This is a genomic window from Kitasatospora sp. NPDC002522 (assembly GCF_053595195.1).
The window spans coordinates 1-18,500 of record NZ_JBSFXE010000034.1; the positions used below are offsets into that span (position 1 = coordinate 1).

The 18,500-nt window shown below is 73.8% G+C and carries 28 protein-coding genes and 1 pseudogene; 1 reads left to right on the forward strand and 28 read right to left on the reverse strand.

The annotated features are described in order from the left end of the window. Positions 1-57: 57 nt before the first annotated feature. The 26 genes and pseudogenes from ACWD4U_RS25705 to ACWD4U_RS25830 all read right to left on the reverse strand — a co-directional run bounded on the left by ACWD4U_RS25705 (position 58) and on the right by ACWD4U_RS25830 (position 16,975). A complete protein-coding gene (locus ACWD4U_RS25705) occupies positions 58-423 on the reverse strand; it encodes a hypothetical protein (RefSeq protein WP_363457427.1) in 366 nt (121 codons plus the stop codon). Between the two features lie 5 nt (positions 424-428). Beyond that, a complete protein-coding gene (locus tag ACWD4U_RS25710; protein WP_363457430.1) occupies positions 429-956 on the reverse strand; it encodes a hypothetical protein in 528 nt (175 codons plus the stop codon). Next, positions 919-1,098, reverse strand: a complete 180-nt coding sequence (locus ACWD4U_RS25715) for a hypothetical protein (RefSeq protein WP_363457433.1) — start codon at positions 1,096-1,098, stop codon at positions 919-921. Before ACWD4U_RS25715 ends, ACWD4U_RS25710 begins: the two co-directional genes overlap by 38 nt. A 118-nt stretch (positions 1,099-1,216) precedes the next feature. Beyond that, positions 1,217-1,573 (reverse strand): DUF317 domain-containing protein, encoded by a 357-nt coding sequence (locus ACWD4U_RS25720; protein ID WP_363457436.1) that lies wholly within the window; start codon positions 1,571-1,573, stop codon positions 1,217-1,219. A gap of 239 nt (positions 1,574-1,812) precedes the next feature. Further along, the gene (locus tag ACWD4U_RS25725; RefSeq protein ID WP_363457439.1) at positions 1,813-3,612 is read right to left on the reverse strand and encodes a vWA domain-containing protein; all 1,800 of its coding nucleotides are present in this window, start codon (positions 3,610-3,612) and stop codon (positions 1,813-1,815) included. After that, positions 3,609-4,757 (reverse strand): AAA family ATPase, encoded by a 1,149-nt coding sequence (locus ACWD4U_RS25730; RefSeq protein ID WP_363457629.1) that lies wholly within the window; start codon positions 4,755-4,757, stop codon positions 3,609-3,611. Before ACWD4U_RS25730 ends, ACWD4U_RS25725 begins: the two co-directional genes overlap by 4 nt. A 169-nt stretch (positions 4,758-4,926) precedes the next feature. Then, the gene (locus ACWD4U_RS25735; RefSeq protein WP_449787312.1) at positions 4,927-5,280 is read right to left on the reverse strand and encodes a hypothetical protein; all 354 of its coding nucleotides are present in this window, start codon (positions 5,278-5,280) and stop codon (positions 4,927-4,929) included. 59 nt (positions 5,281-5,339) lie between these two features. Beyond that, the gene (locus ACWD4U_RS25740) at positions 5,340-6,122 is read right to left on the reverse strand and encodes a hypothetical protein (protein ID WP_363457442.1); all 783 of its coding nucleotides are present in this window, start codon (positions 6,120-6,122) and stop codon (positions 5,340-5,342) included. A gap of 16 nt (positions 6,123-6,138) precedes the next feature. Beyond that, complete coding sequence (locus ACWD4U_RS25745) at positions 6,139-6,756, reverse strand: hypothetical protein (protein WP_363457445.1); 618 nt, start codon at positions 6,754-6,756, stop codon at positions 6,139-6,141. A gap of 26 nt (positions 6,757-6,782) precedes the next feature. After that, positions 6,783-7,643 (reverse strand): relaxase/mobilization nuclease domain-containing protein, encoded by an 861-nt coding sequence (locus ACWD4U_RS25750; RefSeq protein WP_363457448.1) that lies wholly within the window; start codon positions 7,641-7,643, stop codon positions 6,783-6,785. After that, a complete protein-coding gene (locus tag ACWD4U_RS25755) occupies positions 7,640-8,017 on the reverse strand; it encodes a plasmid mobilization protein (protein ID WP_363457451.1) in 378 nt (125 codons plus the stop codon). The genes ACWD4U_RS25750 and ACWD4U_RS25755 overlap by 4 nt, the downstream gene beginning before the upstream one ends. A 17-nt stretch (positions 8,018-8,034) precedes the next feature. Then, positions 8,035-8,766 (reverse strand): hypothetical protein, encoded by a 732-nt coding sequence (locus ACWD4U_RS25760; protein WP_363457454.1) that lies wholly within the window; start codon positions 8,764-8,766, stop codon positions 8,035-8,037. A 97-nt stretch (positions 8,767-8,863) separates the two neighbouring features. Continuing rightward, positions 8,864-9,319 (reverse strand): hypothetical protein, encoded by a 456-nt coding sequence (locus ACWD4U_RS25765; protein WP_363457457.1) that lies wholly within the window; start codon positions 9,317-9,319, stop codon positions 8,864-8,866. A 103-nt stretch (positions 9,320-9,422) separates the two neighbouring features. After that, entirely contained in the window at positions 9,423-9,968 is a 546-nt protein-coding gene (locus ACWD4U_RS25770) for a hypothetical protein (protein ID WP_363457459.1), read from the reverse strand. Then, the gene (locus ACWD4U_RS25775) at positions 9,965-10,747 is read right to left on the reverse strand and encodes an HAD family hydrolase (protein WP_363457462.1); all 783 of its coding nucleotides are present in this window, start codon (positions 10,745-10,747) and stop codon (positions 9,965-9,967) included. Before ACWD4U_RS25775 ends, ACWD4U_RS25770 begins: the two co-directional genes overlap by 4 nt. 1 nt (position 10,748) lies before the next feature. Then, positions 10,749-11,858, reverse strand: coding sequence for an MFS transporter (locus ACWD4U_RS25780; RefSeq protein ID WP_363457465.1), 1,110 nt, complete (start codon positions 11,856-11,858; stop codon positions 10,749-10,751). Positions 11,859-11,971: 113 nt separating this feature from the next. Next, entirely contained in the window at positions 11,972-12,802 is an 831-nt protein-coding gene (locus tag ACWD4U_RS25785; protein WP_363457468.1) for a winged helix-turn-helix transcriptional regulator, read from the reverse strand. 37 nt (positions 12,803-12,839) lie between these two features. Continuing rightward, positions 12,840-13,373 (reverse strand): hypothetical protein, encoded by a 534-nt coding sequence (locus ACWD4U_RS25790; protein ID WP_449787313.1) that lies wholly within the window; start codon positions 13,371-13,373, stop codon positions 12,840-12,842. Beyond that, a complete protein-coding gene (locus ACWD4U_RS25795) occupies positions 13,370-14,110 on the reverse strand; it encodes a hypothetical protein (RefSeq protein ID WP_363457473.1) in 741 nt (246 codons plus the stop codon). The genes ACWD4U_RS25790 and ACWD4U_RS25795 overlap by 4 nt, the downstream gene beginning before the upstream one ends. A 12-nt stretch (positions 14,111-14,122) precedes the next feature. Further along, positions 14,123-14,458, reverse strand: a complete 336-nt coding sequence (locus ACWD4U_RS25800; RefSeq protein ID WP_363457475.1) for a DUF4913 domain-containing protein — start codon at positions 14,456-14,458, stop codon at positions 14,123-14,125. Next, the gene (locus tag ACWD4U_RS25805) at positions 14,373-14,690 is read right to left on the reverse strand and encodes a hypothetical protein (protein WP_363457477.1); all 318 of its coding nucleotides are present in this window, start codon (positions 14,688-14,690) and stop codon (positions 14,373-14,375) included. The genes ACWD4U_RS25800 and ACWD4U_RS25805 overlap by 86 nt, the downstream gene beginning before the upstream one ends. A gap of 103 nt (positions 14,691-14,793) precedes the next feature. Then, on the reverse strand, positions 14,794-15,075 hold the full coding sequence (locus ACWD4U_RS25810) for a hypothetical protein (RefSeq protein WP_363457480.1): 282 nt from the start codon (positions 15,073-15,075) through the stop codon (positions 14,794-14,796). Continuing rightward, positions 15,072-15,404: a hypothetical protein gene (locus ACWD4U_RS25815; RefSeq protein ID WP_363457483.1), complete on the reverse strand. Its 333-nt coding sequence runs from the start codon at positions 15,402-15,404 to the stop codon at positions 15,072-15,074. Before ACWD4U_RS25815 ends, ACWD4U_RS25810 begins: the two co-directional genes overlap by 4 nt. A gap of 142 nt (positions 15,405-15,546) precedes the next feature. Continuing rightward, positions 15,547-15,891: pseudogene (locus tag ACWD4U_RS25820) on the reverse strand (DNA cytosine methyltransferase); the annotation flags it as partial. A gap of 174 nt (positions 15,892-16,065) precedes the next feature. Further along, the gene (locus ACWD4U_RS25825; protein ID WP_363457486.1) at positions 16,066-16,704 is read right to left on the reverse strand and encodes a hypothetical protein; all 639 of its coding nucleotides are present in this window, start codon (positions 16,702-16,704) and stop codon (positions 16,066-16,068) included. 16 nt (positions 16,705-16,720) lie between these two features. Continuing rightward, positions 16,721-16,975, reverse strand: coding sequence for a hypothetical protein (locus ACWD4U_RS25830; RefSeq protein WP_363457489.1), 255 nt, complete (start codon positions 16,973-16,975; stop codon positions 16,721-16,723). Between the two features lie 24 nt (positions 16,976-16,999). Here ACWD4U_RS25830 and ACWD4U_RS25835 point away from each other — a divergent pair, with 24 nt between their 5' ends. Further along, positions 17,000-17,341 carry a hypothetical protein gene (locus ACWD4U_RS25835; protein WP_363457492.1) on the forward strand — a complete coding sequence of 114 codons (342 nt, stop codon included), beginning with the start codon at positions 17,000-17,002 and terminating at the stop codon, positions 17,339-17,341. A 28-nt stretch (positions 17,342-17,369) separates the two neighbouring features. Here ACWD4U_RS25835 and ACWD4U_RS25840 read toward each other — a convergent pair whose 3' ends face one another. Continuing rightward, positions 17,370-18,026, reverse strand: a complete 657-nt coding sequence (locus ACWD4U_RS25840; protein WP_363457495.1) for a hypothetical protein — start codon at positions 18,024-18,026, stop codon at positions 17,370-17,372. Continuing rightward, complete coding sequence (locus ACWD4U_RS25845; RefSeq protein ID WP_363457498.1) at positions 18,023-18,496, reverse strand: hypothetical protein; 474 nt, start codon at positions 18,494-18,496, stop codon at positions 18,023-18,025. The genes ACWD4U_RS25840 and ACWD4U_RS25845 overlap by 4 nt, the downstream gene beginning before the upstream one ends. Positions 18,497-18,500: the final 4 nt, after the last annotated feature.

Consider the following 18,500-nt stretch of genomic DNA (forward strand, 5'->3'; position numbering starts at 1 on the left):
GGTGGGGCACAAGGAAGTTCCTTGTGCCCCACCGCCCTTCGGCATGTCGCAGGAGCGTCAGTCCGCGAGCCGGTACACCGGACACCGCCGATCACCGGAGACGGTCACCGCAGCGGAGCGGGCCAGTCGGAGCAGGGAGAGTCTCGCCGTCGCCGGACGCAAGCCCGTCCCGGCAGCGACGTCGTCGAGTCGGCCTTCGCGATACTGGTCGAGCCAGCCGCGCACGGCGCGGTCCGCGTCGGCATCCAGACTCCGAGAGATCCAGTACAAGGTCAGCACACCGGCGGCGAGGGTAACCAGCGCGACGGTGGTCGCCCCGCTGGGACCGGAGAGCGCGAAGACGGCGGACTCCGCTCCGGCCGCAGCGGTGAGCACGGCCGTGGCGAGGGCTGCGCGGCGCAGCTGGCGGCGGGTAGCAGGCACGAAGTTCAGGATCCCTCCTCGGGGATGGGGGCGTAGCGGGAGGTGCGGAAGAAGCCGCAGTCCGGACGCGGTGGCCGGATACTGCAGGTGCGGCACGATCCGGGGGCTGCGGGCCGGATGTGGTGGTGGCATACGGACCGGGCGCCGCCTTGGGTGCGGATGGGGTGGGCGACCACCAGCTCGTCCAGAGCGGCGGGCTCCGCCCAGCCGCAGCGTTGCGACGATGGTGCGGTGCCGCCGGGGCGGGCTCCAAGGGGCGCGATCAGGTAGCGGTCGACAGGGGCGAGGTAAGCCAGCACGGCGAAGGCTGCGCGGTGGCCGTCGGGATCAGGCGGGCCGTAGGCCGTGCCGAAGGCGCGGCGGACGGCAGCGGGATCGAGGACGGCCCCGGACAGCTCGATCGGGAGGGACAAGGTGCCTCCGAGGGCGGTGGACTGGCGCGGCACGGGTGTGCCGTGACTGGCCGCCGGGCCGTTGGGCCCGGCGCCGGTCGGTTCACCGGTTCGGTCGGCGAAGACGCGGCGGTCGGTCACCGAGGGCATCAGCAACCAGCGGGGGCATCGACCACAGCATCAGGAAGATGACCGCCAACTGCAGGGCGGCCAGCAGGGCGCTGGCGGACATCAGCGGTCGGCCGGGCCACAGCAGCAGCGCGTGCAGGAAGCTGGTGTACATGGCACAGCCGGTCAGCCACTCGGCCGCCTCGACGCGGTGGAGCAGGCGGGCCTTGGCGCGGGCAGAGCGCAGGGTGGAGATGGGCGTTCCCTTCGTGCGGGGGCAGGTGCCGGTGGGCTCAGCGGCCCGGGTGTTCGACGAGGGTGCGCAGCACGGCGAGGACGACCTCGACCGGGGTGTGGCGGTCGAATCGGGCTCGCCAGCCGGGCTGGCGGGCGGTGCCGTCCAAGGAGATGGTCCAGGTGTCGGCGCGCGGGTTGTCCGGCTGGTAGCCCAGGTAGACGCGGGTGCACGGGGATGCGGCGTGCAGACCGCCGTCGGCGTCGATCACGTACGTCCAACGGTGCTCGTACAGGAAGCAGTTCAGGTCGTTCGGGTTCCCCTCGCCGAGGAGCCACTTGCGGCTCGGCACGGCGTCGCCGGGGCGGAGGCTGGGGGCGGAGGGTGCAGACAGGACGACGGTCAGCGGGTTCACCTTCCTGGGCGGGGCACGGACGGAGGTCCATGTTTGCTTGGGAAGGCCCGGATCACATAGTCCCGTCAAGGGTTTCGTGCAGGTTGTCTGCCGCAGGCGAACGCGCCGCCGCCCGGACCGAATTGGTCCGGGCGGCGGCGCGTGATTGTCCTGCTTCGATGAGTCCGGCGGAGCCTCGGCGAGTCTGGCCGGTGGTGGACCACTCGACCCGGCGAAGCTGGCGGACAGGCTTCCGCGTCTCAGCGTGTCTTGCGGATGGCGTCGGTGGCGGCCTTGGCGATGGCGGCGGGGGCACTGGAGGGCCGGGGCAGGTGGAGCAGGGTGGTTCCCGGCAGGTGGAGGGACTCCTTGGTGAGGGTGAGCTGGAGTACAGCGCAGCCGGCGTTGGTGAGGCGCTTGATGCGGGTGACGGCGCTGGCGGTTTCGTAGGGGGTGTACTGGGCATCGGTGACGATCACGAGGAGGCGGCCGGTGCCGGGGCGGCCGAGTTCGAGGCCGTGGTCGAGGGCGTCGAGGGCGTCACCGAGGTTGTGGCTGCCGCCGCGGGCGTCGAACGTCGTCACGTGCTCCGGCGCCCTGTTGGTGGGCCGGGTCAGCGCGGTCAGACTCATGTCGTAGGCGATGGTGGCGGTGCGGGAGTCGGGGTCGGTCAGGGCCGCTGCTCGGGCCACGATCCAGGCAGCGGACGCGACGGGCCCGCAGGCGGCACGCATGGAACCGGAGACGTCAACGGCGATGCCCACGCGCAACGGTGGGGTGGGAGAGTGGCGGCGGCGGGTCTGGGTAAACGGCTCCGCGGTGGGCGTCGACCCGGCGGCGCGCTGCGCGTCGCGAGCGAGGGCCTGACGCATGTTGAGGCGGCCAGGAGGGGTGGGGCTGGTGGTTCGCTCCTCGGTCCTCTCCCGGTAGGCGGCGGCACGGAGTGCGCGGCTGAGCTGCGCGGCGGCGGTCTTCTCGGCGGCGGTCGGCCGGCGGGTGCCGGTGACGGGGTTGTCGTAGGGCGCCGGTGTGCCGTCGGGGCTGACGGTGGCGCCGCGGGAGTTGAAGACCGACTTGGCGGTGGCGGCGGCCTTGCGTCGTTGGCCTGCCTGCTGGGCGCGGTCCTGAGCTCGTGCCTTGGCCTGTGAGGCCATGGCGCTGGCTGCGGCGGCCTGTGCCGCGAGGTCGGCACGGTCGTTGGCGTCCATGCTGTCCATGACGTCCGCTGCGGCGGCGGACAGCAGGTCGGTGAGGTCGTCTGGCACGGGCCCGGCAGGGGCAGCGGTGGCCAGAGCGTCGCACCAGTCCTGGCCGAGAGCGAGCATGGTGGCGTCGTCGTGGTCAGCGCACTGGTGGGCTGCGGTCCAGATGCCGGTGAGGGTGGCCAGCAGATCAGCGCCCAACACCTTCTCGGACAGATCGGCGACGGCCCGGCTCTCGCCAGCATCCAGGATGCCGGCGTCCCGGCGGCCGAGGATCAGGGCCGCCACGCTGGCGGCGTGCTCGATGCCCTGGAAGGTGGGGTTGGCGATGTCGGGCAGGACCAGGGTCCGGGCGCTGGTGCGCAGGTACTTGCGGTCGGTGGGGCGCCTGATCAGGTGGGCGCCCTCGACACGGCTCTCCTCCAGCAGAAGCGCGGCCTGGACGACACGGGGGTCCGCTCCGGGCAGCCTCGTCCATGCGGTGTGGGCCGCATGGGCGGCTTCGTGGACGAACACGCCCCAGGCCGCGGGATAGCGGTCCTCGTCGCCCACGATCCGCGGATTGACCTCGTGCGGCTGGAGGGGGGCGAACAGGCCGGCGTCGAACTCGACCTCCCCCAGCCCGGGGAAGAAGGCGGCCGGTGCACCGCTGCGGGTGCCGGGACGACAGGTGACGAGCAGGTCTTGGCGGCCGGACAGGGCGACCAGCCGATCGCCGAGCTCTGCTCCCACACGCAGCCACGCGGCCGGGGAAGAACGGGGCTGTGCGGGCGGGGCACCGTCGTCGTCCCAGCGTGCGAGGTCGGCGTCGTCGTCGGGCGCGGTGGCGGAGGACTGGACGTGCTGATGTGAACTCATCGTTGGCGGCCCCGGGGCGTGGAGCTGGTGCTTCCCGGGGGCTGCCGGGCGGCCGAAGCGGTCGCGGCGGGGAGCTGCTTGCCGAGGGTGAGGGGAGCGACGTCCTTGACGCCGATGACCTTGCTGACGGCGGCGACGACGGCGTCGCGGTCCTCGACGGGCGCGATGCCGATCAAGTTCGCGAGTGCCGCCTTGGTGCCGAGGACCTTCTCGGTCTTCTGGTAGCTGAGCAGCTCTCGCAGCTGCGGTGCCCAGCCAAGTTCACCGAGTTCGACCTGGCGGGCGAGGTTGCGGGCGACCCTGACCACCCGGGCGTCGATCCGCAGCGCCATGGCGAGGTCGTAATCCGTCCCGACCTGGATCTGCACGCTGAATCGGGACGACAGCGCCTCCGTCAGCACGGCACCGTGCACGCCCGGATTGTGGCCCGCCACCACGTAGAAGCCCTTCTCGGCCTTGATGGTCTCGCCCTTGTGGGCCTTGACCTGGATCTGGCGGCGGCCGTCCATCGCCGGGTACAGCGCTGCCAAGACCTTCGGCGAGATCAACGTGGCGTCGTCGATCAGCAGGGCGCGGCCCTCGGTCATCGCGGTGACCAGCGGGCCGTACTGGAAAACATAGGCTCCCGCGTCGTCCTGCGTGTACTCGCCGATCAGGTCGCCGACGGTGGTGTCGCCGTCGCCGGCGACGGTGAGCAGGTCCGGGAACGCGGCCTCCACCAACGAGGTCTTGCCAGTGCCCGGGGGACCGTAGAGCAGCACCGGCACATCGGCGTCGCGCAAGCGATTCAGCGCCTCGACGTCAGGCAGGTCGGCCAGCTCCCGGGGGTGGTAGAGCTGGCCACCCGCGCGGCGGATCGGGCCGACCTGCTTGGGCGTGGTCGGTGCGGGAGCGGTCGTGCGGGCTGTGGCCGCGGCGGCGCGGGGAGAGTGGGTTCCCGGTGGACTGATCACCGTGACCTGCGCGGCTGCAGCGGTCTTCCCATTCGCGCGGAACCGATTTCCGGTGCCGAGTTGATCAGCCTCGCCGCGTTTCGCCAGAGTCTGGGCGGCTTGGCTGACGGCGCCGTGGGAGTGGCCCAGCTGCTTGGCTATCTCCGTGGTGCTGAGCGTGTCGGTCGGCCGGTCTGCCAGTAGTTTGGCCACCTTGGCTCGCAGTTCGCCGGGCCTGGCGTGTGCCGGAGTGGTGGGCGGTCCGGGTGTGGTCAAAGCGAAGATCCTTCAACGGGTGCGCGGGCGAGCAGGGTTGACAACGTGCTGGAAGGCGGGCCGCTGATCTGTACGGGCGTGCCTGGCAGGGGCGCGCCGTCGGCGCTCACTGGCTGGCCGAGGGCCCGGCCCAGGTGCACGGAGCGGTCGACGGCGGGCAGCTCGCTGGCTGCCGAGCGGGCGCGTGCGTCCGGTCCGTGCCGGCCTCCGTCGCTGGGCAGGCGCAGCTGGGAGCCTCCTCGAAGCCGGCCTGGAGCAGGATCCGAAGGGCGTTGGCGTTGTACCTGGTGGTGGTGATCTCGCCCGTGCGGGGGTGCCGGATCGCCACGAAGGGCTGGGCGGTGAGCTCTGCTGGTGTTGCCGCCTCGGTGTCGACCGTGGCGGGGTGGTCGGCGAGTGCCGGCGGTGTCGCGGCGCTGGCCGTGACGTTGGCGACGGAGTCGGGAGGATGCGAGGTCACGATTTCTCCGTGATGTTCGGTTCGGGGGCCTGGGGGTGCCACTGATCCGCCGGTGCCCGTCAGCGCGGATCCGGGCGCAGACGGGTTGGTCCCGCTGGGCCGTAGTGCACGGTGGAAGGCGGAGAGGTGGGCGGAGGAAGGTGTCGCAGGGCCGGGTGCGAGGCGATGCCGTGTGCCCGGGCCGCGGCCGTTCGCCCCACGGGGCCGTCACCGCTGCTGTGGGCGAGTGGGGCGGCGCGGACGAGGTGCCGGAACTGCTCCGGGATCTGCTCGGGCCGCCGCGGCACGGGGCGCAGCAGTGCTGCGGCGGCTGCGGTGAGCAGGTAGTCCGGTGCGCTTCGACTGAACTCGACGGTCCACACGCCGGTACGCGCGGCGGCAGTGAGCACCGGGCTCGGGTCGGGGGCCGTGTCGGGCCAGGAGAGGGCGGCGCGGCGGTCGGGCGCGGCGACCAGCCGGTACCCATCGCGGTTGAACCCGGACCAGCCGGACTTCATCAGCAGCACGGTGGCCGTGTGGCCGGTGGCCGGTCCGGCGTTGGTGGTGGGCGCGGTCTCGGCTTCCTGAGCTGCTGAGATGAGGGCGTAGGGCACTTCGGCAGGAGCGCGGTCGCAGAAGCGGACCGTCCAGCCGCCGGGGCCAGCCACCGTCCACTGCCGGTCCTGCCGGGTGAGGGTGAGCCCTTCTTGAGGGCTGGTGAGGACCAGGTCGGCAGGGGCGTTGAACGGGCGGAACCAGCCGTGCTCGGAGGCGAGGAGATAGACGAGGTCGGTTTCCCCTGGCCCGGCGAGGTGGGCGGGGCGGACGAGGAGGTCGGGACGGGGCGGTGCGGCGGTGGACAAGAAGCGGGCAGCTCCATCAGGTGCGGACGCGGCGCGCGCTGGCGCCGGACGGGGCGGATACGGGGGCCTGCGGGGAGGCGACGACCGTGACGTCACGGGAACTGCGGCCGGTGGCGGCGACCGACCGGCTGGCCGGGAACCCGGTGAGGGTGCTCCAGCCCGCGCTGTGGCCGACGGTGCGCAGCGCCTGCTGGTAGGCGGGCAGCAGGCGCCGGGCGACGGAGGCTGCGGCACGGGCGGGGTCATCGGCGACCGCGATCCCGAACGGGACAGCGTAGTCCTGGAGTTGGTGGGCGAGCCCGTGGCCGACGGGGACGAGGGCAGCGACGAGGTACTGGTGGGAGCGAACCGGCCGTCGGACGACCACCAGGTCCAGTCCCGCCTGGTGGTTGACCTGGCCGACGCGGTCGTTGGCGAAGTCGAGCAGCGCCCAGTGGGCGGTGCCCAGGTCCCACAGCCGGTCCATCAGAGCGTTGCGCTGACCGGCGGTGGTGTTGCTGCGCAGCGAGGGGCTCCACAGGCCGGGCAGGCGCAGGGCCAGCGCTCGGGTGAAGTCGTCGAGTGGGGCGGGCGTCAGCGGGTTCGCCTCCTCAGCGAGGTCGGCTCGGGAGCGCCCGAGCAGGCAGGGCGACATGGAGAAGGGGATGCGGCGGGCACAGGTCAGGACGGCTGCGAGACGGCGTCGCCGGCAAGCAACCGGGACAGCCGCGGCAGGGTGAGAGCGGAGTCGAGGCGGCCGGCGGCGAAGTACACCGGCATGCCGCTGGTCCCGGTGTCACCGGGGCGGGCGAGGCTGTAGCCGATCCGGGCACCGGATTCGTCGACGCGCCAGCGGAGCAGGACGCCGTCGCTCGCCAGGGCAGCGGCGTACTCCGCGACGCTTCGGGCCCCGGCCACAGCCTCGTGCATCCGCTGCTGGAGCCAGACCCGGGACGGTTCGGCCCAGCCCTGCTGCTCGGCCTTGATGATCTCGGCGGTGGTCGGGAAGCTGGTCGTTGCGCGCTCGCCCTGGCCGATGAGGCGCAGTCCCCACTCGGCCTCGATCGCCCGGCACTCGGCCTGGGCCCGGGTCGAGTCGCGGTGCATCGCCGGCCGCGAGCCGTCCGGCAGCACGCTGACCCCGGCGATGTGGATGTGGTGGACAGCGTGGCGCACAGCGACCCACCGGCATCCCGGGCCGCGGGCGGGGGCGAGCCCGGTGGCGGCGACGATCCGGCGCGCGACCTGGGCCCACTGGTCGTCGGTGAGCAGCGGGTCCTCGGGGGCGGTGCGCACCGAGCAGTGCCAGACCCTGCTGGGTGGCATCGCCCCGAGTTCGGCGGCGCGCAGCCGGGCGTGCTGGTCCAGCCGGGAGGCCAGCTGGCCGACGGTGGCACCCGGGTCGCGGCCCGGGTCGGGCGCCCCGTACATGTCCCAGGCCGCGACCAGGTGCGGATCCTCGTGCTCCTCGCGCCGACCGGGGCCGTAGAGATAACTGAGCAGTGGGCGGGGCGTGTTGCCGGTGGAGATATCAGGGATCACGCGGCCTCCAGCACGGCGTCGAGCGCGGCATAGGTCCGCTCGGCCAGGCCGGGCAGCAGAGCCAGCGCTTCCTGCGCCCGTTCGGGCTCGGGGACGGTATCCGTGAGGGCACGCAGCTCGCCGGCCAGGCGATCGAGCGCTTCGGCCAGCGGTCGGCGGGGGTCGGCGTCGGGGCGGCCGACCGGTCCGTCGGCCAGCGCGGCGGCCAGCGCGGCGTTGGCGATGAACCCGGAGGTCGTAAGACGCTCGTGTGCCGCGCGCTCCCGGATGGCCGCGAGGGCGGTCGGGGTCAGACGGACGGACTTCTGCGCGGTCCGGGGCTCGGTGGTGCGCGGGCGGCGGCGCACCCGCTGAACTTCGGTGGAGATGGGCACTCCTGGGGGTTGGGCCGTCACCGGGTGCGGGGGCGGGTGACGGTTGAGTCGGTGGCGGTGGGCAGGGCAGCGACCTCGGCCGGGGCGGCACTCGCTGAGGCGGCTGGGCTGGTGGCGCGGGCAGCAGCGGTGCGCGGGCTGGAGACGGGCGCGACCTCGACGGGCGGCAGGGGGTTGTCCGGCTCGCCGGCGCGCCTGGTCCACTCGTAGGCGGCGTCCCGGTCGGGGAAGCCGCCCTCCCGCAGGGTGTACGTGCGGGCGAGGTAGTCGACGTCCTCGAAGAACACCCGGACGGGGTGCAGTCCGGGCTCCGGCCGCTCGTCCACGGCGGTGATCCAGGTGTTGAAGTCGTAGACCAGGTCCTCGGCGGCGCTGGGCGGCCCGCCCGCGGCGTGGGCGGGGTCCAGGACCATGTCGGAGGTGTACGAGTTCGCGAACCAGAACCGGTCGCCGACCTGGGCGAGGCGCCGTTCCAGGTCGCGGCTGGCCTGGTCGGTGGTCGGCAGCCACTCGGCGTGCGGCGTCAGCTGGTCGAGGTCGGCGCCGCGGGAGACGAGCCAGTTCTGCGCGAGCGCCACGATCGGTGCCCGCTCGTAATCCAGCCGGTACGTCCCGGCTCCCAGGTCGCGCTGGACGTGGATCCCCGCGAGCTGCGGCGACCCGGGGATATCCCAGGTCATGGTGGCGTCGTGGACGACGAGGTACGACTCGGTCAGCAGCGGCGAGTGCGGGTTGGCCGAGTGCTGCACGGCTAGGACGCTGACCTGCTTCTCGTAGGCGAACGCCCACCACCTGCTCTTGTCCTCCTCGGTGTGGGCTTCGAGGCCCTCGACCTGGAGGGCTTCGTCAATGGCGTGGAGCGGCTCGGTCCCGTCGGTGATGGGGGTCTCCGGTGCTGGGGGCGGATGCGAGGGCGGGTGTGGGGGACGGGCTGGAGTGGACAGCGCCACGGGCGTTGGCCGCGGTGGCGCGATTGGGCGGCGGGGCTGGGGCGGCGCGCTGGTAGGCCAGGACGGCGTGCTCCAGCGTTTCGAGGCTCTGGGCGTACCGGATGCCGAGGACCTCCAGGTCCATGGCACCCAGCCGCAGCACGCCGTTGGTGTCCACGCCGCGGTGGTTGCCGCAGGAGAGCGGGAGCAGGCGGTCGCGGATGGAGGCGGCCTTCGAGCGGATCTGGTCGTCCAGGAGGTCGAGCTGGCGGGCCAGGAGGTCGACGTGGTCGGCCAGTTCGCGGTGTGCGCCTTCGTCCTCGCGGTGGCGCCGCCGCAGGTCCGAGGAGGAGACGTCCAGGTGGTGCCGCACCAGGCGCTGGCCGGCGAGGAGCGGGGTTCCCTCGGCGTCGTAGTACGGACCGGTGTCCCAGGGGCTGGTCAGGTCGTGGTCCCTTCGTCGGGCAGGCGGACGTTCATCGGCTCCGTGGCCGCGCGGCGGTCGCCGGGACCGCGGTCGCCGAAGCCGCTGCTTCGCCCGGCGAGCGCCGTGCGCCGGTGGAGGCGGCGCGTTGCCGGGTCGTCTTCGCCGCAGCGGCGGGCGCCGGAGCTGGTGCGGCGAAGGGTGGCAGGGTCTCGTAGACCTCGACGAGGGAGACCAGCGATCGGTGCAGTTCGGTGCGGCGGGCGGCGAGCAGGTCGATGGACGGGGCGGTATTGAAGAGGATGCCGTTGATGGAGGGCTCGTCGGCGTCGCGGCCTTCGACGACGCGCTGCAGGTCGCGCCGCAGGGCTGTGGCCAGCTGCACGATGCGGGTCTGGATGTCGTCCAGGCGGCGTGCCTCGGAGGCGAGTTGGTCGGCCACGGCGCCGTGGAGGGTGGCGGTGCCGTAGCCGGGCAGCAGGCGCGGGTGCTCGACCTGAAGGCGGGTGCACACCAGGCGGGTGCCGAGGTCGACGTTCCCGGCCTGGCGGGGCCTCCACTCCTGGATGGGCCGCCCGGCTCGCGGCTCCGGGCTCACCGCCGCTCCCACTGTGCCGAGTTGATGATGGACAGGCCGGTCTCGACGGCGGCCTCCAGGTTGTCGGCGACCGGGACGCCGGCGGTGGCCAGGCGTTGCGGCGAGTGGAGGCCGCTGGCGTGCAGGACCGGCACCGCGCCGACGGACAGGGCGGCGACGGCATCGTCGACCGTGTCGCCGATCACGAGGGTGCGCGCCGGATCGACGATGTGGCCGAGGGCGGCGATGTGCCGGGCCATGGCGGGCGCCTTGCTGCCGACGACCGGCTCGTGGCGGCCGTCGATCCGGTCGAGGAGACCGCTGATGCCGGTCTTGCCGACCTCGGCCAGCAGTCGGTCGTGGAGGGACAGGGACAGCAGGCTCTGCCGGACACCCTGAGCCCGTAGCCGCAGCAGCAGGCCCCGGGCGCCGGACTGCAACCGCACCGGGTGCCGGGCGAGTTCATCCTGGAAGGCCGCGTCGGCGTCGTGCCACTGCTGGTCGTCGAGGGTGCGGCCGAGGAGGGCGTCGTAGAAGGCGCGGATCGGGGTGCGGTGCGCGGCGCGGTAGCGCTCCAGCGTGATCGGGGTGCTGCCCAGGTCGGGCAGAGTCGCGTTGAGGGCGTCGAGGTGGTCCTGGACATCGTCGCGCAAGGTCCCGTTCCAGTCCCAGATGATGGTGACGGGCGCTGGGGCGGACGTGGTGGCGTGGGGCAAGAAGGCTACTCCGAGCGGAAGTTGATGGTGGAGCTGGCGTCGCTGATCCGCTGCCGGGCCGGGGCTCCGACGGATCCGGGGCACATCAGCGGCGCAGGGACAGGGCCAGTGAGGCTGCGGCGGCGCTCGTCAGGGTGAGTCCGGCGACGGCGACGGGTCCGACCGTCGAGAGCTGCCCGGCCAGGGCTGTTCCGGCGGCGCCGCCCAGGCCGATGACGGCGACCAGCCAGGCCGCGGCCTCGGTGGCTGTTCCCTGGGGCGCGAGCCGGTCTCCCAGACGGAACGCCTCGGCGAGCCATGGGGCGAGGAAGAAGCCCGGCAGGGCGGCGGCGGCCACCGCCAGGGTCGGCTCGGGCGTGAGCAGGAACAGCACGAACGGCACGGCGAAGCGAACGCTGACCGCGCGCAGCAGGCGGTCGCCGGGAACGAGGTGCGAGACCCTCGCCCACGCGATGCCGCCCAGCAGGCTGCCCAGCGAGAGCGCGGCCGGCAGCGCTCCGGCGAGCCAGCTCGTGTGGTGGCGGTCGGCCGCGCTCAGGGCGTACACGTTGAACGACCCCAGGCTCGCGCCCAGCAGGGCGGCGGCGCCCAGAAGGACCAGCAGGCCGTGCGAGCGAAGTGGCCCCAGCCAGTGGACCGACCGACGCTCCGGGCTGAGGGCGCGGGCCGGGCGGCGGGAGGCGACCACCGTCGTGCCGGCCAGCCCGAGGACCGCGCAGCCGATCAGCGCCACAGCCGGTGAGGCGAGTTGGCACGTGACCGTGACCAGGGCGGGCCCGGCCACGTAGACCAGCTCTTGGGCGGTGGCGTCCAGGGCGAACGCGGCCTGCTGGTCGCTTGGGGCGACCAGGCGCGGCCACATCGCGCGCAGCCCGGCCTCCAGCGGCGGGGTGGCCAGACCGGCGAGGGCGACCAGGGCGCACGAGAGCAGCAGGTTGCGGCCGGTACCGAGGACGGCGAGTGCGGCGAACGCGCTGCCCGCGACGCCCGCCGCGGCCAGCGCGACGCCCGCCAGACGGCGGCGGTCGACGGCCCGGCCGAGCAGCGGCTGGCCGACGGCTCCGCACAGGGCGTAGAGCGCTGCCAGTAGCGCTCCCCTCGCTGTCCCGGCGTGGTCGGCGCGCGCGGCGAGCAGCAGGGCGAGCGGGGCCATCGCGGTGGGCAGCCGTCCCACCAGGGTGGCGGTGAGCAGCACGGTGACGTGCGGGGTGCGAAGGACGTTGCGGATCGGGCGGTCCGCGCCAGGCCGGGTGGTGGCGGTGGGTGTGGTGGTCAGAGCAGAGCTTCCGGTCGAGGGATGGGCGTTGGTCAGCGGCGGAGGCCAGCGGCGGCGCTGTGCAGGAGGGCCGGGGGCTGGGGGCTGGGCGCGTGGGAGAAGTGGATCCGCAGCGTGTCGCGGTGCAGGTTGGCGGCGGCGGTCCGCGCGGTGGCGGGACGGGGGGCCGCGACGACCCTGACGTGGCTGCCGGAGGCCGCCGCGAGGGAGGAGACGCCGCGCGGGCCGGACGCCGGGCGGGCGGAATCGGGCAGGTGCCGCTCCGCCCACCCGGACAGCTCGCGGACCATCGCGCCGGTGTGCATGCCGGCCTCGCTGATCGCCCACCGGTAGGACCGCGGGGTGCCGCTGCGCGCGATCAGGCCGTGCTCGGCCAGCACCGACAGGCGGTGGTGCAGCACACCGGTACCGCCGACGGGCAGGCGCTCGGCAAGCTCGGGGACCGTCAGCGGCTCGCTCGCCACCAGCTCGAAGAGCACCGCCCCGGTGTGGGGGCTGGCGAACAGGCTTATCGCGTCGTCGATGGCCTCGGTTGCCGCCAGGCCCGCGCGTCCGACCAGGTGCCGGTCGGCCCAGGCCAAGGCGGCACCGTGGACCGGGTCCAGGGCCTGACCGGCGTCGGTCAGCGTCAGCTCGTACCACCGGCTGCCCGGGACGGGCAGCCGGGTGATCGCACCCGCACGCTCCAGCAGGCCGGTCACCTTGTGCAGGCTCCCCGCGGGGATCTGGCTGGCGTCCACGATTTCCGCCGGGCGCAGTGGGCCGGAGGAGCGCAGCGTGCGCACAACCCGGGTGGACCAGCGGGTGGAGATGCCCTCGGCGGCGAGCTGGGCTCGGTCCAGGACGGTGGCGGTGGCGGGCATGGCGAACTCCATTGCAGCAGTGGGGCTGTGGCGGGTCTCAGCGTCGGACGGCGACGGTGGGGTTGGCGGGAGGGGCGGCGACCACGGTGGGCGGGGCCCCGTCGGCGGTGGCCGCGACGGCGTGCGCCGGTGAGGGCCGGGAGGCGGAGGCGGCGAGCGCGGCCTGGAACCGTGCCGGCATGCCGGGGCGCGGGGTCTCCTGGACGGCGGCCTGCTTGAGCCGCTCGGCCTGCAGCCGCTCGGCTGCCGTCTTGTAGACCTGGATGTTGTAGCGCCGTCCGACAGCGACGAGGTGAATGCCGAGCAGGCGGCGAGGGTTGTTCGGTGCGCGCTGCTCGGTGTAGACGAGCCGGTAGGCGTTGCGGTCGTCGAGGTAGAGCTTGCGGGCGTCGCGCAGGTCGCGGTCGCCCTGCTGGTCGAGCAGCGGCCCGCGGACCTCGGCGCGCAGCAGCCGGTCCAGGTACTCCAGCGCCAGGTCCCGCACGTCCGCCGGTGCGTCCAGCAGGTCGGCGAGCGCCTCCGGGTGGGCGGAGAAGCCCACCGGAGGACTGCTCGGCCGCTGCTCGCTCACCGCACGGCCCGCCGCCCGGCCGGAACCGGGACGGTGACCGGGACAGCCTCGGCGGCCGTGCTCTTCGCGGTCGAGGAGGCGGTGCGGGTGCGCGCCGCAAGCGCCTGCGGGCTGTACACGACGGTGGCCTCCCCGTTGGCGACCGGCGGCAGGGCGGCGCGCCGGTGCTCCAGCCACTGCTGGACCTCCTGCGGGCTGGCGAAGCTCCCCATGCGCAGGGTGTAGCCGCGTTCCGGGTCGCCGGCCTCCAGCTGGAGGAGGAACGGGGCCGCCGCACCGGCCGAGGTGGTGTCGCGCAGCATGACCCACGTCTCGCCGGGCTCGATGCCGTGCTCGACCTGCTCGTACCGGGCATGGTCGGCGATGAAGTGGGCGGCGACCGCGGCGCTGCGCTCGTCAGCAGGCGCGCCGGAGTGCCCGGCGCGGTGGAGGAAGGCGCCGGCATCGGCGCCCCGGGCGACCAGCCACGCCGTCGCGATGGCGAACGTGGGGGCGGCGTGGGTGCTCAGGGTGAAGGTGCCGTCGGCGCCGTAGCGCAGGTGCGCGGCCAGCGCGGGCTGGTCGGTCCCCTCGTAGGCGGTGAGGTCCTCGAACAGCTGGAAGTTCTCACTGCCGGGCTCGGGGTCGTCGGGGTCGGTCTCGGTGAGGAGGTCGTAGACCCCTTCGGCGTTCAGGAAGTGCTGCTGGGCGCGGGCGGAGGCGGGGTCCGCGGGCTGCCAGTCGCTGAGGTCGGGCATGTCGGCCTCCGATCAGGTCGAGGTGGGGAGGGTGAGGGAGTCGGGGTCGGTCAGCGCCGGGTGTTCCAGCAGGCGGTGGCTGACGTGACCGCCGGAGCTGGTGCACGCCCCGAAGGGGCCGTCGGCGCTGCGCAGCTTCATCAGCGCCGGTTCCAGGTGGTCGCGCTGCCAGGAGCTGGGGCCGTTCGCCCCGGCCTCGGGGTCGATCGCGGCCTGCCAGGCAAGCCACAGGGCGTGCAGCCGGGCCACGGCCTCGGGGTGCTCAGGCCAGCGCACGCACCACGGGCGATTCGCCGTGGTTTCGGGTCCGTAGATCTTCGTGAAGATCTCGTCGACCCACGGGACCATGAGTTCGACCTCTTTTGTAGTAGGCCGGGTCCTCGAAGGCGACGATGAACATGGGCTCGGCGCCGGGGGCGTCGTCCTCGGGGTCCAGCGCGGACGACATGGTGGCCAGCTGCTCGGCCTGGGCGTCGAAGCCCGCCGCCAGGGCGGTGAGCTTCGCGGACAGGGCCTCGATCTGGGCGTCGCCGTAGCCGGAGTTCGGCTCGGCGCCCTCGTCGGGCTCGGATGCGGTCAAGGGAGGCGGAGACCTTTCGGTGCGGTCGCGGGGTCGTGAGACAAGATTCCGCCGCGATCGGCCGGACGCATCCGGCCGATCTTGCGGTATAAGCGCGCCCGGCTCACTGCCGACCGCCGCAGCACGCGGCGGCGAGCAGGCCGGGGGCGTCGAGCAGCCGCATCGCCGCAGCCGCCTGCTGGCGGACGACCCCGTTGCCGAGGGCCGTCAACTGCGCCGAGCGGGACAGGCCGGGAACGCCGGTGACGTGGCCGGCGTCAAGGCCCATGATCCATTCGACGAACGCGGGAGCCAGGCGCCCGTTGCCGTCGACCGGCTCGGGAGCGGGCCGGGTCACCCGCTCCCACCGGGCGACGGCCGAGGCGTAGGGGCCCCACCGGCTCACTCCTCCGGCGCCCGCTCCCACAGCGGCAGCAGGACCGCCGACAGCGGCGGCCGGAACCCCTGCCCGGCCCGCCTGCCGGGCGTCCCGGTGTCCGAGGCCCGCGGGGTGGGCAGCAGCTGGGCCGCTGCCGAGGAGAGCGTCAGGTCCCCTTTGCTCCCACGGGAGTTCGGCCCCCCGTGCGTCCCGTCCGACGCCTTCGGGGTGGGCAGCAGCAGGTGCTCCACCTCGTCCGACAGGTTCGGACCGTGGCCGCCCGACCGGCGCTTGTCCGGGTGCTGCGAGCCGCCGATCTGCCCCAAGTTCGAGGTCGGGGTCTTGAGCAGTGCCACGGTGTGGCCCAGGTCGGCCCGCCAGGCATCCGGGCCCTTCGCATCGCGCGCCCGCGGTGTCGGCAGACTCGGCGCCGCCTGGCCAGGCCACGAGGAAGAGCCGCTCCCGGCGGTGAGGGGCACCGACGGCTGCCGCGGATAGCACCGTCCAGCGCGCATCCATCCCGAGGTTGGCCAGACTTCCGAGTACCGCGCCAAGTGCCCGCAGAGCAGGCTCACCTCCGCTGTCTCCCAGATCGCACCAACCGCATTCCAAGTCGCCATCGGCTGCCGAGGCAGCGCTTGCGCTGAGGATTCCGCGTACGTTTTCGATCACCACCAACTTGGGCTTGAGGACGTCGATCGCGCTGGCGATGGTCAGCCACAGTCCGGAGCGGGTGCCCTCCATCAGGCCGGCGCGCTTGCCGGCGACCGACAGGTCCTGACAGGGGAAGCCTGCCGTCAGGACGTCGATCGGGGGGACACTCGACCAGTCAACTGCGGTGATATCGCCGAGATTTAGCGTCTCTAGGCCAGTGGTGGGCGAGGATCTGAGCGGCGGACGGGTTCATCTCGGCGTGCCAGACCACCTCTCCGCCGAGCACCGCCTGTACTCCCATGTCCAGGCCGCCGAACCCCGAGCACATCGACCCGATCCGCGGCCCGTGTGGGTTCGGTGCGCTCATCGGCGCGCCCCGGTGCGGGCGCTGGCGGCGCGGCTGGGCGGCGCGGCGACGACCACCGCGCCGGGCCCGGCCGCCGTGCGGGCGGTGTCCGGTTCGGCGGGCTTCGCGCTCACGGCGGCCGAGCGGATCATGCGGAATGCGGCGTCGCCGGTGAACGCCGTGAGCAGCTCGGGCTCTGGGCCGGTCAGGTGCTCCGCGGCCTCCCGCAGCTTCCAGACGGCCTCGTCGAGGACTTCCTGGGCGGCGGACAGCGACTTGAAGTAGGCCAGGCGGTGCGGCGAGGCGTAGGCGGGGCCGGGGGCGAGGCGGATGAGCGTGGCGGAGACGACCGCGGGCTGGAGGCGCAGGATCGCCTTGGCGTTCAGCAACGCGGCGTAGGCGTACGCCACCGTGCACCGCCGCCAGGCGATGTCCTCGGGCTCGGTGGAGCCGGGCGTGACGGTGTCGTACTCGTCGGTGGTGTTGGCCAGCAGCGTCTGCTGCACCTGGGTCATCCCCGAAAGGACCGCGTCGAGGCGGACGGTCTGGGGATCGCGGTAGGTGTAGAGGCGCCACAGTTCCTCGCGGAAGGCGTGCAGGTTGCCGGCGGTGCCGAGCAGCCACTGGGACTGCTCGTCGATGGTGCTGGAGGTCATGGTGGGGTCCTGGTATTCAGCGGCGCGGCTTGGCGGCGCTGCGGGGAAGGGCGGCGATGGGGGTGGGCTCGGCGGAGCGGCCGGTGAAGGCGCGGCGCAGCCGCTGCGGCAGGGTGAGCGCGGCGCGCTGGCGGGCCTGGTCGGGCAGGTGGGAGACGCCGGCCGACGGGAGGCGGTCGGCCTCGATCCGCAGCTCCTTTGCTGCAGCGCCGAGTTGGTGCCGTGCGGCGGCGTAGACCTGGCGGGTGTCGACCGGCTGCGCGTCGGGCACGGCCCAGACGTCTGCGGTGACGGAGTGCTGGAAGAGGTGCGCGAGGTGCCGTGTCGCCTCCGTGACCCGGGTGTGCGCTCCGGCGAGGGCGATGGCGGTCCGCCGGGCGGCGCTGGTGGCGGAGGGGTCGAGCGGGATGCTGTTCGCGAAATCGGCGGCGCCGAGCGTGCTGCTCTGGACGAACTGGAGGGCGCCGAGCTGCTGGGCGACGAGGCGGGCATCGGGGACGCCGGGGTCGGCGGCGAAGGGGCCGGGCAGCTTCTCGGCCAGGGCCTCGGCTTGGTCGGCGACCAGGCGAAGGCGCTCCTGGTAGTCACCCAGGGTCGGCGCGGGTTCGGGGGTGGGCGTGGCGGGCTCCGTACGTGAGGGCGGTGACTCGGCGGTTGGCGCCGGGTCAGGGACGGCGGAACGGCAGGACGGTCGCGGTCGGCGGCGGTGCGCCGGGGGGTGCGGCGGGCGGCGACGTGACGACGAGCAGGTGCCGTGTGCGCTGACGCGCTGCGCCGGTGCGCGGCTCGTGCTCGCCGGCAGCGGGCGGCATCGGCGCCGATGCGGCGGGTGCTGGGTCGGCGAAGGCGACGGACGCGGCGGGCAGGGGCGCCCGTGGCCAGGGCGGACCCGCGGTGACGGCCGCGCTGGCGCTGAGGAGATCGGCCGCCAGGGCTTGCAGGCCCAGGCGCGTGCTCTCCAGCCCTTGGGCGACGACGTCCTCAAGGACGTCGAGCTGCCGGGCGTTGAGGGACGCGACGTCGGCGTCGAAGAGGTGGGCCGCGGCCTCCAGGGTCTCGCCGAGGACCGCGCCGACCAGGCCCAGCCGGGCCGCCGCCCAGGCGAAGAAGAGCGCGCCGGTGCGGGCGGCTGGCTGCTCGGGTGAAGCCTGGTTGAAGCGGGCGGCGCCGGCGGCAGCGCGCCGCTGTAGCGCGATCACGTCCTGGAGCTGGTCGGCGACATCGATCGGCTCGGTGGGCCCTGGCCGCGCCAGCGCCGCCCGTTCGGCGTCGGAGGCTATGCCCCGAAGCAGCCGCCCCACCTCGTGAGGGTCGCTGGTCATCGGCGCCCCCGGGCTGCGGGCTCAGCGACGGGCTGGGTGGTCGGGGGGCCGGCGGTGCCGGTGGCGATCCGGGCGGCGAAGCCGAGGACTTCCTGCTGACCGCGGTCGGCCTCCTTCTCGGCTTCGGCCAGGGCCTGTACCGCGGCCCTGTGGCGCCGCTGGTGCAGTGACTCGGCCGCCCGGCGCGGTGCCTCGGGCGCGGTCAGGGAGCACTTGACGGACAGGTCGAAGGCGACGCCGAGGTGCCGGGTGATGGTGGCGGCGCGGATGGCCGCCGCGGCATAGGCTCCGGCCAGCGCCTGGTCGGCAGCGTTGTCGGCGCTCAGCTTCCGGTGGCGCCGGGCGTTGTCGGCGCACTCGCGCTGGACGGCCAGGGCCTGGCGCATCCGCTCCGCGACGGCGGCGGGGTCGGGCGCTGGTTGGCCTGGCCCCGGTGGCGCTGCGGTGACGCGGCCGAGCAGGCGCAGCATCCCG

Bases quoted from the DNA above. Each gene is read 5' to 3' on its own strand.
- ACWD4U_RS25715 (WP_363457433.1), bottom strand. From the start codon at position 1,098: ATGTACACCAGCTTCCTGCACGCGCTGCTGCTGTGGCCCGGCCGACCG.
- ACWD4U_RS25725 (WP_363457439.1), bottom strand. From the start codon at position 3,612: ATGAGTTCACATCAGCACGTCCAGTCCTCCGCCACCGCGCCCGACGAC.
- ACWD4U_RS25745 (WP_363457445.1), bottom strand. From the start codon at position 6,756: ATGTCGCCCTGCCTGCTCGGGCGCTCCCGAGCCGACCTCGCTGAGGAG.
- ACWD4U_RS25785 (WP_363457468.1), bottom strand. From the start codon at position 12,802: ATGCCCGCCACCGCCACCGTCCTGGACCGAGCCCAGCTCGCCGCCGAG.
- ACWD4U_RS25795 (WP_363457473.1), bottom strand. From the start codon at position 14,110: ATGCCCGACCTCAGCGACTGGCAGCCCGCGGACCCCGCCTCCGCCCGC.
- ACWD4U_RS25800 (WP_363457475.1), bottom strand. From the start codon at position 14,458: ATGGTCCCGTGGGTCGACGAGATCTTCACGAAGATCTACGGACCCGAA.
- ACWD4U_RS25825 (WP_363457486.1), bottom strand. From the start codon at position 16,704: ATGACCTCCAGCACCATCGACGAGCAGTCCCAGTGGCTGCTCGGCACC.
- ACWD4U_RS25840 (WP_363457495.1), bottom strand. From the start codon at position 18,026: ATGACCAGCGACCCTCACGAGGTGGGGCGGCTGCTTCGGGGCATAGCC.
- ACWD4U_RS25845 (WP_363457498.1), bottom strand. From the start codon at position 18,496: ATGCTGCGCCTGCTCGGCCGCGTCACCGCAGCGCCACCGGGGCCAGGC.